The organism is Streptomyces flaveolus (assembly GCF_000716535.1).
Lineage (GTDB): Bacteria > Actinomycetota > Actinomycetes > Streptomycetales > Streptomycetaceae > Streptomyces > Streptomyces flaveolus_A.
This window is the reverse complement of the sequence record NZ_JNWV01000002.1, coordinates 278,115-291,702: the sequence shown is the minus strand read 5'-3', so window position 1 is coordinate 291,702 and position 13,588 is coordinate 278,115. Positions and strand designations below refer to the sequence as shown.

Genomic DNA, 13,588 nt, shown 5'->3' with positions numbered 1-13,588 from the left:
CCACCGCATCAGCGTCCTGTTCGCCATGCTCCGCGACGGAACCTTCTACGAACCCAGAACCCCACGGATCGCTTGACGAAAGACATAGAGGCACCCCCCCCCGGAGGGGCCCCGGCCGCTACCGGCGCGGCAGCCGGTGCAGGGTCACCTCGGTGAGGGCTCCGTCGGCGACCGTCGCCGTGAGGTAGGTGCAGTGGGGCTGGCGGCGGCGGTCCGTCGGGGAGCCGGGGTTGAGCAGGCGCAGACCGCCGGGGGCGGTGGTGTCCCAGGGGATGTGGCTGTGCCCGAAGACGAGGACGTCCAGGTCGGGGAAGCGGGCGGCGCAGCGGGCCTCGCGGCCCTGGGCGGGGCCGGTCTCGTGGACGACCCCGAAGCGCAGGCCGCCCAGTTCGGCGTGGGCCACCTCGGGGAGCCGGGCGCGCAGTTCGGGGCCGTCGTTGTTGCCGTACACGCCGATCAGCCGGCGGCTGCGGCTCTCCAGCAGGTCGAGGGTGGCGGTGTCGACCCAGTCCCCGGCGTGGAACACGACGTCGGCGCGCGGGAGTTCGGCGAGCAACTGCTCCGGGAGCGCCTTGGCGCGCTTGGGCAGGTGCGTGTCGGACATGAGCAGGAGGCGCACCTCGTCAGCCTATGCGGAGGAGGAGGTCAGGCGGCGGATGCCGCGTACGGTGCCCAGCAGCGCGGCGCCCGCGCCGAGGGCGGTGGCGGCGGGGTGGCGTACCAGGGTCTCCTGCCAGGAGCGGGCGTGGGCGGTGTCGTCGAAGGAGCCGTGGGCGCCCTGGTCGTCGGCGGGGTCGCGGTCCACCGGTTCGAAGAGGTTGTCCAGGCCGGCGGGCGGGATGCGGTCGGTCTGCTGGGAGTCGAAGCCGGTGCGGGCCAGGTAGCGGTCGAGCAGCGCCGGGACGAGCCGGTTGGCCCAGATGGTGGCGACGGTGGACGCGCCGACGTAGTACTGCTTGCGGCCCGGATGGTCGGCGGCGTACAGCACGCCCCGCGCGGCCACCTCGGGCTGGTAGATCGGCGGGACCGGCATGGGGTGCTTGGCGAGGCGGGAGCGGACCCATTCGAACTGGGGGGTGTTGACGGCGGGCATCTGGGCGACGGTGACGCGGACGCTGCTGCCCCGGTGGAGCAGTTCCGTGCGCAGGGAGGAGGTGAAGCCGTTGATGGCGTGCTTGGCTCCGCAGTACGCCGACTGGAGGGGGATCGACCGTTCCCCGAGCGCGGAGCCGACCTGCACGATCGTGCCCCGGTCGCGCGGGAGCATCCGCTTCAGGGCGGATCGGGTGCCGTTGACGAAGCCGAGGTAGGTCACCTCGGTGATCCGCCGGTACTCCTCGGGGGTGATCTCCTCGAACGGTGCGAACACGCTGGCGAAGGCGCAGTTGATCCAGATGTCGATGGGGCCGAACTCCTTCTCCGCGGCCTCGGCGACGGCCTCCGTCTGGGCCGGGTCGGCCACGTCGGCGGGCCGTACCAGGGGCCGGCCGCCGAGCGCCGCGACCTCGTCGGCCGCCGCCTCCAGGCCACCTTCGCCGCGCGCGACCAGGACGACGTCGGCGCCGCGCCGGGCGTACAGGCGAGCGGTGGCGCGGCCGATGCCGGCGCTGGCGCCGGTGATGACGACGGTGGGGGGCATGTTCCTCTCCTCCTGCGTACACGATGTCTGTCACGCGTGCCGGTCACTGGGTGTCGGTCACTCCACCCGGTAGGGCGCCGCCCGCTCCTCCACGAGGGTCAGGCCGAGGCCGGGTGCCCCGTCGGCGCCCGGTGTGACGCTGCCGCCGCCCGGGTCGAGGACGCCGTCGAACAGCAGCCGTTCGATGCGGACGTGGTCGTGGAACCACTCCAGGTGGCGCAGGTTGGGCACGGCGGCGGCCGCGTGGGCGTGGGCGTGGGGCGCGCAGTGCCCGGAGACGTCGAGCCCGCGCGCGTGGGCGAGCGCTGCGGCGCGCAGCCAGACGGTGATGCCGCCGCACCGGGTGACGTCGGCCTGGAGGCAGTCGACGGCTCCGGCGTCCAGCATGTGCTGGAAGTACGGGAGGGTGTAGCCGTATTCGCCGGCGGTGACGTCGATCGGGCCGCGGATGTCGGCGAGGGCGGTGAGGTGGTCGGAGGAGACGGGTTCCTCGAACCAGGTGACGCCCTCGTCGGCGAGCGGGCCCGCGAGGCGTACGGCCTGGCCGGCGCGGTAGCCGCCGTTGGCGTCGACGTACAGTTCGGCCGTGTCGCCGATGGTGGCCCGCGCGCGGGCGACGCGTTCCAGGTCGCGGGTCTCCCGGGCGCCCCAGGACTCGCCGATCTTGATCTTGACGCGGGGGATGCCCTGTTCCTCGGTCCAGCCGCGCAGCTGGCGCTCCTGCCGGTCGGTGTCGTAGGTGGTGAAGCCGCCGCTGCCGTAGACGGGCACGTCGTCGCGGGCGGCGCCGAGCAGGTGGACGAGGGGCAGGCCGAGAAGTCGCGCCTTGAGGTCCCACAGGGCGATGTCGACGGCGGCGACGGCCTGGGCGGCCACGCCGGGCAGTCCGGCGTTGCGCACGGCCCGGCACATGCGCTCGTTGGCGCGCGGTACGTCGTACGCGGACAGGCCGGTGACGGTGCCGGCGAGCAGTTCGCGGACGACGTGGGCGGTGGCGGCGGGCGCGTAGGTGTACCCGAGCCCGGTGGTGGTGCCGGCGCGGGCGGTGACCAGGACGAGGGTGGTCTTGTCCCAGGCGAGGGTGCCGTCGGCCTCGGGTGTGTCGGTGGGCACGGTGTAGACGGCGGTGTCCACGGCTTCGACGGCCGGCTGGTCGCTCATGATCACCTCCTGAGCTGCCGCAGTCCGGCCACGGCGCCCAGGGAGAGGGCGGCCAGGGAGGCGGTCGTCGCCCAGCGGGCGGCGCGGGACGGTTCGGCGGGGCGGTCGGCGAGCCGCTCGGGGTGGTCGCTGGGCAGGTTGCCGTCGAGGGCGAGCGCGAGGACCTCGGCGAGGTGCAGGGCGCGGCGGCCGGTGCCGCCCTGCTCGATCTGGGTGCGGCAGCTGAAGCCGTCGGCGAGGACCAGGCTGTCCGGGGCGGCCCCGCGCACGGCGGGCAGGACGCCCAGTTCCGCGACGGCCATGGACACCTCGTGGTGGCCGCGTTCGAAGCCGAAGTTGCCGGCCAGGCCGCAGCAGCCCTCGTCGAGCACCTCGGCGTCGAGGTGGGCGCGGCGCATCAGTTCGCGGTCGGCGTCGAACTTCATGATGGCGTGCTGGTGGCAGTGGGTCTGCACGGTCGCCTGCCGGGCGAGCTGCGGGGGCCGCCAGTCGTCGGGGGCGTGGTGGACGAGTTGTTCGGCGAAGGTGCGCGTCTGGGCGGCGAGCCGTGCCACGTCCTGGTCGCCGGGCATCAGCTCGGGGGCGTCGGCGCGGAAGACGGCCGTGCAGGAGGGTTCCAGGCCGATCACGGGGATGCCGGCCTCCAGGTGGGGGCGCAGCACGTCGACGGTGTGGCGCAGGACCCGTTTGGCGGTGGGCAGTTGGCCGGTGGAGATCCAGGTGAGGCCGCAGCACACCGGCTTGTCCGGGACGGCGATCCGGAAGCCGGCGTCCTCCAGGACCCGGACGGCCGAGATCGCGATCGAGGGGTGGAAGTAGGTGCTGAAGGTGTCGGGCCACAGCACGACGGTGCGGGGGTCGGCCGGGTCGGGCTCCTCCCGGTCGCGGGCCCGCCACCACTGGAGGAAGGACTGCGCGGCGAACACCGGTGCCGGGCGGGCCTCGTCGACCCCGGCGAGCCGTTTGCCCAGGGACGCGAGGCCGGGTGCGTGCAGCGCCGAGTTGACCAGGGAGGGAGCGGTCCGGGACAGCCGGGCCCACACCGGCAGCCAGCCCATGGAGTAGTGGGCCATGGGACGCAGCCGTCCCTCGTAGTGGTGGGACATGAACTCGGCCTTGAGGGTGGCCATGTCGACGCCGGTGGGGCAGTCGGACTTGCAGCCCTTGCAGGCCAGGCAGAGGTCGAGGGCGTCACGCACGGCGGTGGAGCGCCAGCCGTCCTTGACGGCGGAGTCGGCGTGCCCGTCGAGCATCTCGAACAGCAGCCGGGCCCGGCCGCGGGTGGAGTGTTCCTCCTCCATGGTGGCCCGGTAGGAGGGGCACATGACGCCGCCGGAGTGGCCACGGCAGTTGCCGATGCCGACGCAGCGCATCACGGCGCGGTTGAAGGAGTGGTCGTCCTCGGGGTAGCCGAAGTGGGTCGTCGGCGTGGCGGGCCGCCAGGTGGGGCCGAGCCGCAGCTGTCCGTCGACGGGGTTGGGGTGGACGACCTTTCCGGGGTTCATCCGGTTGCCGGGGTCGAAGAGGGCCTTGAGTTCGCCGAACGCGGTGACGAGCCGTTCCCCGAACATCCGGGTGAGCAGCTCGCCCCGGGCCTGGCCGTCGCCGTGCTCGCCGGAGAGGGAGCCGCCGTAGGAGGCGACGAGGTCGGCGGCCCGCTCCACGAACCGCCGGAAGCCGGCCACGCCCTCGGCGGTCTTCAGTCCGAAGGGGATGCGGGTGTGCACGCAGCCCTGGCCGAAGTGCCCGTACAGGGACGGGTGGTCGTAGCCGAACTCGCCGAACAGGTCCTTCAGGTCACGCAGGTAGTCGCCGAGCCGCTCGGGCGGTACGGCGGAGTCCTCCCAGCCCTCCCAGGTCTCCCGGTCGTCCGGCGGGCGGGCGGTCACCCCGAGTCCGGCCTCGCGGGCCTTGAGCATCTTCTGCTCGCGTTCGGGGTCGTCGGAGAAGGCGACGTTCGCCTCCTTCTCGCCACGGCCGATGGCCCGCAGCAGGGCGTGCGCCTGTTCGTCGACGTCCTCCTGGCTGTCGCCGCTGTACAGCACCATCAGCCAGCTGTCGCCCTCGGGCAGGTTGTCGAGGGAGTCCAGGTAGGCGCCTTCTTCGCGCATCAGCTGGGCCATGCGCCCGTCCAGGGCCTCCAGTTGGCTGGGCGAGCAGTGCTCCAGCAGCCGGGGGACGTCGTCGGCGGCGGCGCAGATGTCGTCGTAGCCGAGGACGAGCAGCGACTGGTACGGCGGCACGGGCACGAGGTCGAGTTCGGCGCGCAGGACGGTCACCAGGGTGCCCTCGCTGCCGACGAGCGCCTTGGCGACGTCGAAGCCGTTCTCGGGCAGCAGGGAGTCCAGGTTGTAGCCGGAGACGCGGCGGGGGATCTTGGGGTAGCCGCGGCGGATGTCGGCCAGGTACTCGGTGGCGATGCGGTCGAGGCCGGCGTAGATCTCGGCGAGCCGGCCGCCGCCGGCGATGATGCGGGCGCGCTCGTCGGGCGGGGTGGGGCCGACCCAGGCGCGCTGTCCGTCGTAGGTGAGGATCTCCAGGCGCCGGACGTTGTCGACGGTCTTGCCGTAGGCCTGGGCGGAGGCGCCGCAGGAGTTGTTGCCGATCATGCCGCCGAGCGCGCAGTGGCTGTGCGTGGACGGTTTGGGGCCGAACTGGAGCTTGTGGCGGGCGAGGTGCCGGTTGAGTTCGTCCAGGACGATGCCGGGCTCCACCACGCAGGTGCGCCGCTCCGGGTCGACGGAGAGGACACCGGTGCAGTACTTGCTCCAGTCGATCACCACGGCGGTGTTGGTGGTCTGTCCGGCCAGGCTCGTGCCGCCGCCCCGGGAGAGGACGGGGGCGTCGAAGCGTGCGCACACCGACACCGCCCGGGCGCCCGCCTCGACGGTCCGGGGCACGACGACGCCCAGTGGGACCTGACGGTAGTTCGAACCGTCCGTGGCGTAGGCGCCGCGGCTGCCCGGGTCGAAGCGGACTTCGCCGTCCACCTCGGCGCTCAGGGCCGCCTCCAGGCCGGACCTGTCCGGAGGGGTCATCTGCGCTCCTTGATTCGCTCCGTGGGTGCACCGACGTACTGCGCGTGCCGCGCTGTCCGAGATCCGGCGAGTACCCCGGCAAATAGACAGCCAAAACTGAACAGCTTCAACTGGACAGTCTGAGCTGTCGGTCCTAGCCTGGGTGGCATGGCTGACATCTCCGACTCCGCCGCCCGCGCCGCGCGCGATCTGCGCGTGGTGTTCAGCAGGCTGCGGCGCCGCATCCGCGAGGTGGCGCAGGACGCCGACCTCAGCCCCTCGCAGGAGTCCGCACTCACCCTGGTCGGCAAGCACGGCGCGGCCACGGCCAGCGCGCTCGCCGCCGCGGAGGGAGTGCGTCCGCAGTCCATGGCCACCACGCTGGCCGCCCTGGAGCAGCACGGGCTGATCCGCCGCGCCCCCGACCCCGACGACGGCCGCCGCCAGCTGGTCACCCTGACCGACGGCGGGCGGGCCCGTGTCGAGGGGAACCGGCAGGTGCGCGAGGAGTGGCTGGCCCGCACCTTCCAGGACCGCTACACCGAGGAGGAGCGGCAGACCGTCCTCGCGGCGCTGGAGCTGATGGAACGGCTGTCCCGGCCGTGATACCGAAGCTCACGGCGCGCTCCCGGACCGCCGGCCCCTCCCCCGCCCGCTTCGACCGCCGGCTCATCCCGCCGATGGTCCTCGGCTCGGTCCTGAACCCGGTCAACTCCTCGATGATCGCCGTGGCGCTGGTGCCGATCGGCGTCGCGTTCGGTGCCCCGCCCTCCGAGACGGTGTGGCTGGTCTCGGCGCTCTACCTGGCCACCGCCGTCGGCCAGCCCGTGATCGGCCGTCTGGTGGACATGTACGGCCCGCGCCGGCTCTACCTCGCCGGTACGGCCCTGGTCGGCGTCGCCGGGCTGCTCGGCGCGCTCGCGCCCTCGCTCGGCGTGCTGATCGCGGCCCGGGTACTGCTGGGCTTCGGCACCTCGGCGGCGTACCCCGCGGCCATGCGGCTGACCCGCGGCGAGGCCGAACGCACCGGACAGGACAGCCCGGCCGGCGTGCTGACCGCGCTCGCCGTCGCCAACCAGACGGTGGCCGTCGTCGGGCCCGCGCTCGGCGGGCTGCTGATCGGGCTGGCCGGCTGGCGGGCCGTGTTCACCGTCAACGTGCCGCTGTCGGCGGCCTGTCTGGTGCTCGGCGTGCTGCGACTGCCCCGGTCCGAGACCCGGCGGCGCGGCCTGGACGTGCCCGGCATGGCGCTGTTCGCCGTCCTGCTGGTCGCGCTGATGCTGTTCCTGACTCAGCCGCGGGCCGACCGCTGGTACCTGCCGGTGCTGTCCGCCGCGGCCGCCACCGGCTTCGCGCTGCGCGAGCTGCGGGTGCCGGACCCGTTCGTCGACCTGCGGGTCCTCGGCGGCAACGGCCCGCTGCTCGCCACCTACCTGCGCCAGCTGCTCGGCTACACGACCGCCTACGCCTTCATGTACGGCTACACGCAGTGGCTGGAGCAGGGCCGCGGGCTGGGGCCCTCCACGGCCGGGCTCGCGCTGCTGCCGCTGTCGGCGGCGGCGCTCACCGCCTCCGCGCTGACCGGGCGCCGCGAGGCGGTGCGCGCCAAGCTGATCACCGGTTCCGTACTCCAGCTCGCGGGGTGCGCGGCGCTGCTCCTGGTCGGCGACCGCAGCCCGCTCTGGCTGCTGCTCGGCGTCGGAGTGCTGCTCGGCGTCCCGCAGGGGCTGATCGGCCTGGCCACGCAGACCGCGCTGTACCGGCAGGCCGACCCGGAGCGGATCGCCTCCGCCGCCGGGCTGCTGCGGACCTTCATGTACCTCGGCGCGCTGGGCGCGTCCGCCGCCACCGCGGCGTTCTACCCGCACCGCGCCGACACGGCCGGGCTGCACGCCCTGGCCCTGTTCATGCTCGCCGGCTCCGCACTGCTGCTGGCGACGACCCTGCCCGACCGGTCCCTGCGCCGGCCGACCACCCGAGACACCCGAAAGGCCTGACCGACCCATGTCGCTCACCACGCTCGACCCCCGTACCGCCCTCGTCGCGATCGACCTCCAGAACGGCATCGTGGCCATGCCCACCCAGCCGTACCCGGGTGCCGAGGTCGTCTCCCGCACGGCCGCGCTCGCCGACGCGTTCCGCTCCCACGGGCTGCCCGTGGTCCTGGTCCGGGTCTCCTTCGCTCCGGACGGCGCGGACGCCGTCCCCGGCCGCACCGAGCGCCAGCCGCGCGGGCTCGCCTTCCCGGAGGGCTGGGACGTCGTCGTCGACGATCTGTCCGGACACCCCGGCGACGTCCGCGTCACCAAGCACAACTGGAGCGCCTTCCACGGCACCGACCTGGACGTCCAGCTCCGCCGCCGCGGCATCACCCAGATCGTGCTGACCGGCATCGCCACCAGCATCGGCGTCGAGTCCACCGCCCGCGACGCCTACGCGCACGGCTACCACGTCACCCTCGCCACGGACGCCATGGCCGACGCGGACGGCGAGGCGCACGCGAACAGCGTCGAGCGCATCTTCCCGCGGCTCGGTGAGACCGGCACGACGGCCGAGATCCTGGAACTGCTGGCCAAGACCCACGCCTGACCGCTCGCCGGACGCCGGGGCGGTGCGGCTGGTCACGGCCGACTGCCGGTCAGCGGGCGGTGAGCCGCTTGAGCGGCTCCCACCAGGACCGGTGGGCGCGGTACCAGGCGACCGTCTCGGCGAGGCCGGTGGTGAAGTCGCGGCGCGGCCGGTAGCCGAGTTCCTCGCGGGCCTTGCTCCAGTCGAGCGAGTAGCGCAGGTCGTGGCCCTTGCGGTCGGGGACGTGCACCACGTGCTCCCAGCCCGCGCCGCACGCCTCCAGCAGCAGGCCGGTCAGCTCTTTGTTGGTCAGCTCCGTGCCACCGCCTAGGTGGTACACCTCGCCGGGGCGGCCCTGAGTGCGGACCAGGTCGATGCCGTGGCAGTGGTCGTCGACGTGCAGCCAGTCGCGGACGTGGCTCCCGTCGCCGTACAGCGGGACGGGCAGCCCGTCGAGAAGGTTGGTCACGAAGAGCGGGATCACCTTCTCGGGGAACTGGCGCGGGCCGTAGTTGTTGGAGCAGCGGGTGATCCGGACGTCCAGGCCATGGGTGCGGTGGTGCGCGAGGGCGACGAGGTCGGCGGAGGCCTTCGACGCCGCGTACGGGGAGTTGGGCGCGAGCGGCTGGCTCTCGCGCCAGGAGCCGGTCGCGATGGAGCCGTAGACCTCGTCGGTGGAGGCGTGTACGAACGGGCCGGTGCCGTGCCGGAGGGCCGCGTCCAGCAGGGTCTGGGTGCCGAGCACATTGGTGCGGACGAACTCCCCGGCCCCCTCGATCGACCGGTCGACGTGCGACTCGGCGGCGAAGTGCACCACCTGGTCGGCGTCCGCCATCAGTTCGTCGACCAGACCGGCGTCACAGACGTCCCCGTGCACGAAGTCCAGCCGGGGGTGGCCGACGGGGAGGTTGGTGAGCGTGCCCGCGTAGGTGAGTTTGTCCAGCACGGTGACCCGGGGCGCGTCCGGCGCGTCGTCGGCCAGGAGTCTGCGGACGTAGTGGGAGCCGATGAAGCCGGCGGCGCCGGTGACGAGCAGGTTCATGACCGGGAGTATGCCGCCGGGCGCCTTGAGACGTCCGGCTTCGCCCGGTCGTTCAGTCCTCGCCGCGCACGATGTTGTCCTCGGGATCCAGGGCCTGCCGCTGCGCGGAGGTGCGGTCCAGGACGGCGGGCACGCAGGTGCGTACTCCCCGGTTCCGCCGACGGTGGGCCTGGGCCCAGCCCGTCTCCGCGTGGGGTATGGCCGGTTTCTCGCTGGCATGCGCGGTCACGTCGTTCATCTTCCTTCTGTGTCCCGCTCGTCGCGGGCGCGTTCGCCGGGCCGCCCGGGCCCGGGCCGTGATGTGTGCGTGACCGGGTCCCCGGGCCGAGCGGTCCGCAAACGCGGCCGTGCCCCGCACCGGTCAGGTACGGCCGCCACCGCCACCGCCGAAGGAGCCACTGGACCCCGGCGACCAGCGGGGGCGACGCTGGTCGTCGGCGCGCTTGGTGCCGACGTTGCCGAGCTGGTGGGGGGTGAGGCGCTCGCTCTCGTCGGTGGCCCGGGGGACCTCGTCGGGCTCGCGGACCTCGCGGGTCTCGTGGACCGGCCCCGACGGCGGCATCTTCGGCTGTTCGTCGGGCCGCGGCGGCGCCGGCTCCCGCTCGCGCACCTTGAAGCCCAGCCGGAAGGCCCAGATCAGTCCCGCGACCAGGGCCACTCCGGCGACCAGGATGAGGGCGTAGCCGAAGACCTGGGCACCCGCGGCCGCTTCGTACATGGCAGTTTTCATGACCGTCGGGTACCCGGCACGGCGCGACGGATGCGCGGCCCGCCACGAACCGGCAGGCAGGCGGCCCGCCGGCCCCAGTCCCGCCCCGGTCACGGCCGTGGGTCAGGGCCAAGGCCGGTGCCGGGGTCGTGGTCAGGGCCAAGGCCGGTGTGGTCAGGGCCAAGGCCGGCGCCGGGGTCGTGTTCAGGCCCGGCCAGGGGTCACGGCCAAGCCCGGCCCTTGGATTACGGTCAGGTCCGGCCGGGGACCAGGGTGAGGTCCGGCCCTGGATGGCGGTCAGGTCCGGCCCTGGATCACGGTCAGGCCCGGCCGGGGCTCGCGGCCAAGTCCGGCCGGGGATCACCGCCAGGTCGGCCGTGGATCATCGGTCACGTCCGGCCGAGGATCACGGCCAGGTCGGGCCGTGGATCATGGTCACGTCCGGCCGAGGATCACGGCCAGGTCGGCCCGTGGATCATGGTCACGTCCGGCCGAGGATCACGGCCAGGCCCGGCCGTGGCTCATGGTCAGGTCAGGCTGACGCCCCGACGGCCCCATCCCGCCCCACCCGTCCGGCCAGGGGTCAGTCCGTCTCCTCCGCTGCCGCGCGTTCCACCTCCGCCTCGACCTCGGCCCGTGGCCGGCCGGTCTGCCGGGCGTACTCGCTCACCGCCGTCTGCACATCGCGGGCAAGGTCCCGCCAGGCGCGCAGGGCGGTCTCGTAGGTGCCCGACTGGGCGCCGGTCATCCGCCGCTCGGCCGGCGGGCCGTAGGCGTCCCGCAGTTCCTGCACCTGGGCGTGGGCGGCGGCGGCCGCGCGCTGCTTCGCGACCAGTTCTTCGAAGGTGTGCGACACGCCAACCGACCCTAGGCAGGTCCGGTGCGCGGGCCCGCGACGACCTGCCGGGACGCCGCCACCCGTACCCGAGTGGCGGTCAGCGGTCGGGTACGAGGTCCGCCCAGACCTGTTTGCCGCCGCTGACCGGGACCGTGCCCCAGGCCGCCGACACCGCCTCCACCAGCAGGATGCCCCGGCCGCCGGTGGCCTCCCAGCCGATGCTGGTCGGCTTGACGGGGCTGCGCGGGGAGGTGTCGGCGACGGCGAGCCGCAGCCGGTGGTTGACCAGGCTGAGGTCGAGCCGGACCTGGCCGCCGGTGTGCACCAGGGCGTTGGTGACGAGTTCGGAGACGACCAGCAGGGCCACGTCGATCGTGTCCCGGGACAGGCCCCAGGCCCGCAGGGTGCGCCGGGTGAAGCGGCGGGCGTGCCGGACCGCCTCCGGCACCCGCCACACCGTCCAGCTCTCCCGCAGCGGCCGTACGGCCAGTCCGTCGTAGCGCATCAGCAGCAGCGCCACGTCGTCTCCGCGGTGGGCGCCGGTGAGCAGGGCGTCCGCGACCAGGCCGAGGTGGGCGGGGTCGGCGGCGGACAGTTCGCGGGCCAGCCGGTCCATGCCGGCGTCGAGGTCGAGGGAGGGGGACTCCACCAGGCCGTCCGTGGTCAGCGCGATCACGGTGCCGGGCTGGAGCCGGAGCGGGGTCATCGGGAACTCGGCCTGGGCGAGGACGCCGAGCGGTGGGCCGCCCTCGGCCCGCACGATCTCGGCGGTGCCGTCCGGGTGGCGCAGCACCGGTTGCACATGCCCGGCGCGTACGCACCAGGCGGTGCCCTGCTCCACGTCGACGTCGACGTAGGCGCAGGTGGCGAAGAGGTCCGTCTCCATGTCCAGCAGCAGCCGGTTGGCGTGGGCGACGACCACGTCCGGGGCGTGGCCCTCGGCCGCGTAGGCGCGCAGCGCGGTGCGCATCTGGCCCATCAGGGTGGCGGCGCCCGCGTTGTGGCCCTGGACGTCGCCGATCACCAGGGCGACGTGGTTGTCGGCCAGCGGGATCACGTCGTACCAGTCGCCGCCGACCTCCAGACCGGCCGTGGTGGGCAGGTAGCGGGCGACGGCGACCGCGCCGGGCAGCCGGGGCAGCCGGCGGGGCAGCAGGGTGCGCTGGAGCATGCCGACGAGTTCGTGCTCGGCGTCGAAGGCGTGGGCGCGCAGCAGGGCCTGGCCGGTCAGACCGGCGCAGGCGGTGAGCAGGGCGCGTTCGTCGGGGGCGAAGTCGTGCGGCCGGTCCCAGCCGACCAGGCAGGCGCCGGCCATCCGGCTGCCTGCGGGCAGCGGCAGGACGGCGAGCCCGCCCGGCCCGACCTCGGCGAGGGCGGGCTCCAGCGCCGAGCCGGCGGGCCAGATCTTGGCGCGGCCCTCGCGCAGCGCAGCGGCCAGGGTGGGCATGGCGCGCACCGGCGCGTCGGGCCATTCGGTGCGCCACTCGGTGCGCCACACCTCGGGCCAGGCCTCGGGCTCTGGCGGGTCGAGGACGGTGACGACCAGCCGGTCGTTCTCCAGTTCGGCCAGGGCGATCCGGTCGGCCCGCAGCGGCTTGCGCAGGGCGGCCACGACGGCCTGGCCGACGTCCTTGACGGTGCCGGCGGTGGCGAGGGCGGCGGCCAGGCGCTGCACGCGGGCGACGTCGGTGACGTCGGAGCGCAGGGTGGAGGCGTCGGCGACGGTGCCGACCAGCCGGGCGGAGCGGCCCTCGCCGCCGGGCAGCAGCCGGCCACTCAGCCGCAGCCACTTGGGCGGGCCGGTGGGCTGCAGGATGCGGAACTCAAGCTCGCGGTCGCCGATGGACATGTGGTCGGCCTCGACCACCGACATCAGCGCGGGCAGGTCCTCGGGCACCGCGCGGCCGAGCAGGGTCTCCACGCGGCCGTCGAAGCTCTGCCGGTCGATCCCGAACAGCCGCAGGATCGCCTCGCCGACCTCCACCCGGCCGGTGTCCATGGTCAGGTTGAAGGCGTCCTCCGGCAGCTCGCCGGTGTCACCGGCGACGGCCGGGGCGGGTACGGCCACGGCGCGGGCGACCAGCTCCAGGCTGGTCCGGTCGTCGGTGCCGAAGCCGCCCGGGTGCTCGCCCACGGCCAGCAGACAGCCGCCGCCGGCCGGTCCGAGCGGCAGGACGGCCACGGAGAAGTCCGGGGACGGGGTACGGCGGGAGTCCGGGCCGGCGGCCAGCTCGGCGGGGCCGAGCCAGCGCGGGAGTCCGGTGCGGTGCACCTCGGCGACCGGGGAGGCGCCGGCGGTGGGGTAGCAGTCCCGGAGGCCGTACAGCGTGCGGGGCAGACCGGCCGACTCGGCGAGGCATAGCTGCGTGGCGTCGTGGCCGGGCGTGTACACCCCGGCGAAGGACGCACCGGCGAACACGAGCGCCTGTTCGAGGACCCGGCGGAGCCGGTCGGGGGTGGCCGGTGACGCCATCAGCGACGCGAGGGCGGCTTCGGCACGCTCCGGCGCCGTTCTCGTCCCGCTGATCGCAGCGCCCTCACTCACCACGTCGCCATTACAGCGCGTATGAGCCGCCTGCGCAGCCCCTGTGACGGTGCGCCGAACGGACGCCCT

The 13,588-nt window shown here is 74.0% G+C and carries 12 protein-coding genes; 3 read left to right on the top strand and 9 right to left on the bottom strand.

Translation table 11 applies throughout. The annotated features are described in order from the left end of the window. Window positions 1-118: 118 nt before the first annotated feature. From OO52_RS02515 to OO52_RS02500, 4 genes are read right to left on the bottom strand one after another with little or no spacing between them, the layout of a single operon-like run. Window positions 119-619 (bottom strand): metallophosphoesterase family protein, encoded by a 501-nt coding sequence (locus OO52_RS02515; RefSeq protein ID WP_030639446.1) that lies wholly within the window; start codon window positions 617-619, stop codon window positions 119-121. A 9-nt stretch (window positions 620-628) separates the two neighbouring features. Then, entirely contained in the window at window positions 629-1,639 is a 1,011-nt protein-coding gene (locus OO52_RS02510) for an SDR family oxidoreductase (protein WP_030639456.1), read from the bottom strand. Window positions 1,640-1,696: 57 nt separating this feature from the next. Then, complete coding sequence (locus OO52_RS02505) at window positions 1,697-2,800, bottom strand: enolase C-terminal domain-like protein (protein WP_030639457.1); 1,104 nt, start codon at window positions 2,798-2,800, stop codon at window positions 1,697-1,699. Between the two features lie 2 nt (window positions 2,801-2,802). Further along, window positions 2,803-5,838, bottom strand: coding sequence for an FAD-binding and (Fe-S)-binding domain-containing protein (locus OO52_RS02500; RefSeq protein ID WP_030639460.1), 3,036 nt, complete (start codon window positions 5,836-5,838; stop codon window positions 2,803-2,805). 147 nt (window positions 5,839-5,985) lie between these two features. On the opposite strand from OO52_RS02500, the gene OO52_RS02495 reads away from it, so the two are divergent. From OO52_RS02495 to OO52_RS02485, 3 genes are read left to right on the top strand one after another with little or no spacing between them, the layout of a single operon-like run. After that, a complete protein-coding gene (locus OO52_RS02495) occupies window positions 5,986-6,423 on the top strand; it encodes a MarR family winged helix-turn-helix transcriptional regulator (RefSeq protein ID WP_030639462.1) in 438 nt (145 codons plus the stop codon). Beyond that, window positions 6,420-7,814, top strand: coding sequence for an MFS transporter (locus OO52_RS02490; RefSeq protein WP_030639464.1), 1,395 nt, complete (start codon window positions 6,420-6,422; stop codon window positions 7,812-7,814). Before OO52_RS02495 ends, OO52_RS02490 begins: the two co-directional genes overlap by 4 nt. Window positions 7,815-7,821: 7 nt before the next feature. Beyond that, window positions 7,822-8,406, top strand: coding sequence for a hydrolase (locus tag OO52_RS02485; RefSeq protein WP_030639465.1), 585 nt, complete (start codon window positions 7,822-7,824; stop codon window positions 8,404-8,406). Window positions 8,407-8,455: 49 nt separating this feature from the next. On the opposite strand, the gene rfbB is transcribed toward OO52_RS02485, so the two are convergent. From rfbB to OO52_RS02460, 5 genes are all read right to left on the bottom strand, one after another. Further along, the gene (gene rfbB / locus OO52_RS02480) at window positions 8,456-9,427 is read right to left on the bottom strand and encodes a dTDP-glucose 4,6-dehydratase (protein WP_030639466.1); all 972 of its coding nucleotides are present in this window, start codon (window positions 9,425-9,427) and stop codon (window positions 8,456-8,458) included. 52 nt (window positions 9,428-9,479) lie between these two features. Next, the gene (locus OO52_RS02475) at window positions 9,480-9,665 is read right to left on the bottom strand and encodes a hypothetical protein (RefSeq protein ID WP_037628355.1); all 186 of its coding nucleotides are present in this window, start codon (window positions 9,663-9,665) and stop codon (window positions 9,480-9,482) included. Between the two features lie 123 nt (window positions 9,666-9,788). After that, complete coding sequence (locus tag OO52_RS02470; protein ID WP_030639468.1) at window positions 9,789-10,157, bottom strand: DUF6479 family protein; 369 nt, start codon at window positions 10,155-10,157, stop codon at window positions 9,789-9,791. Between the two features lie 562 nt (window positions 10,158-10,719). Next, a complete protein-coding gene (locus OO52_RS02465) occupies window positions 10,720-10,992 on the bottom strand; it encodes a hypothetical protein (protein WP_030639470.1) in 273 nt (90 codons plus the stop codon). 79 nt (window positions 10,993-11,071) lie between these two features. After that, the gene (locus OO52_RS02460) at window positions 11,072-13,522 is read right to left on the bottom strand and encodes a SpoIIE family protein phosphatase (protein WP_420711431.1); all 2,451 of its coding nucleotides are present in this window, start codon (window positions 13,520-13,522) and stop codon (window positions 11,072-11,074) included. Window positions 13,523-13,588 lie beyond the last annotated feature (66 nt).

What these genes read in the sequence shown, in the direction of transcription:
- OO52_RS02485 (WP_030639465.1), top strand. Translation starts at nt 7,822, where the DNA reads ATGTCGCTCACCACGCTCGACCCCCGTACCGCCCTCGTCGCGATCGAC.
- OO52_RS02475 (WP_037628355.1), bottom strand. Translation starts at nt 9,665, where the DNA reads ATGAACGACGTGACCGCGCATGCCAGCGAGAAACCGGCCATACCCCAC.
- OO52_RS02470 (WP_030639468.1), bottom strand. Translation starts at nt 10,157, where the DNA reads ATGAAAACTGCCATGTACGAAGCGGCCGCGGGTGCCCAGGTCTTCGGC.
- OO52_RS02505 (WP_030639457.1), bottom strand. Translation starts at nt 2,800, where the DNA reads ATGAGCGACCAGCCGGCCGTCGAAGCCGTGGACACCGCCGTCTACACC.
- OO52_RS02495 (WP_030639462.1), top strand. Translation starts at nt 5,986, where the DNA reads ATGGCTGACATCTCCGACTCCGCCGCCCGCGCCGCGCGCGATCTGCGC.
- OO52_RS02510 (WP_030639456.1), bottom strand. Translation starts at nt 1,639, where the DNA reads ATGCCCCCCACCGTCGTCATCACCGGCGCCAGCGCCGGCATCGGCCGC.
- rfbB (WP_030639466.1), bottom strand. Translation starts at nt 9,427, where the DNA reads ATGAACCTGCTCGTCACCGGCGCCGCCGGCTTCATCGGCTCCCACTAC.
- OO52_RS02500 (WP_030639460.1), bottom strand. Translation starts at nt 5,838, where the DNA reads ATGACCCCTCCGGACAGGTCCGGCCTGGAGGCGGCCCTGAGCGCCGAG.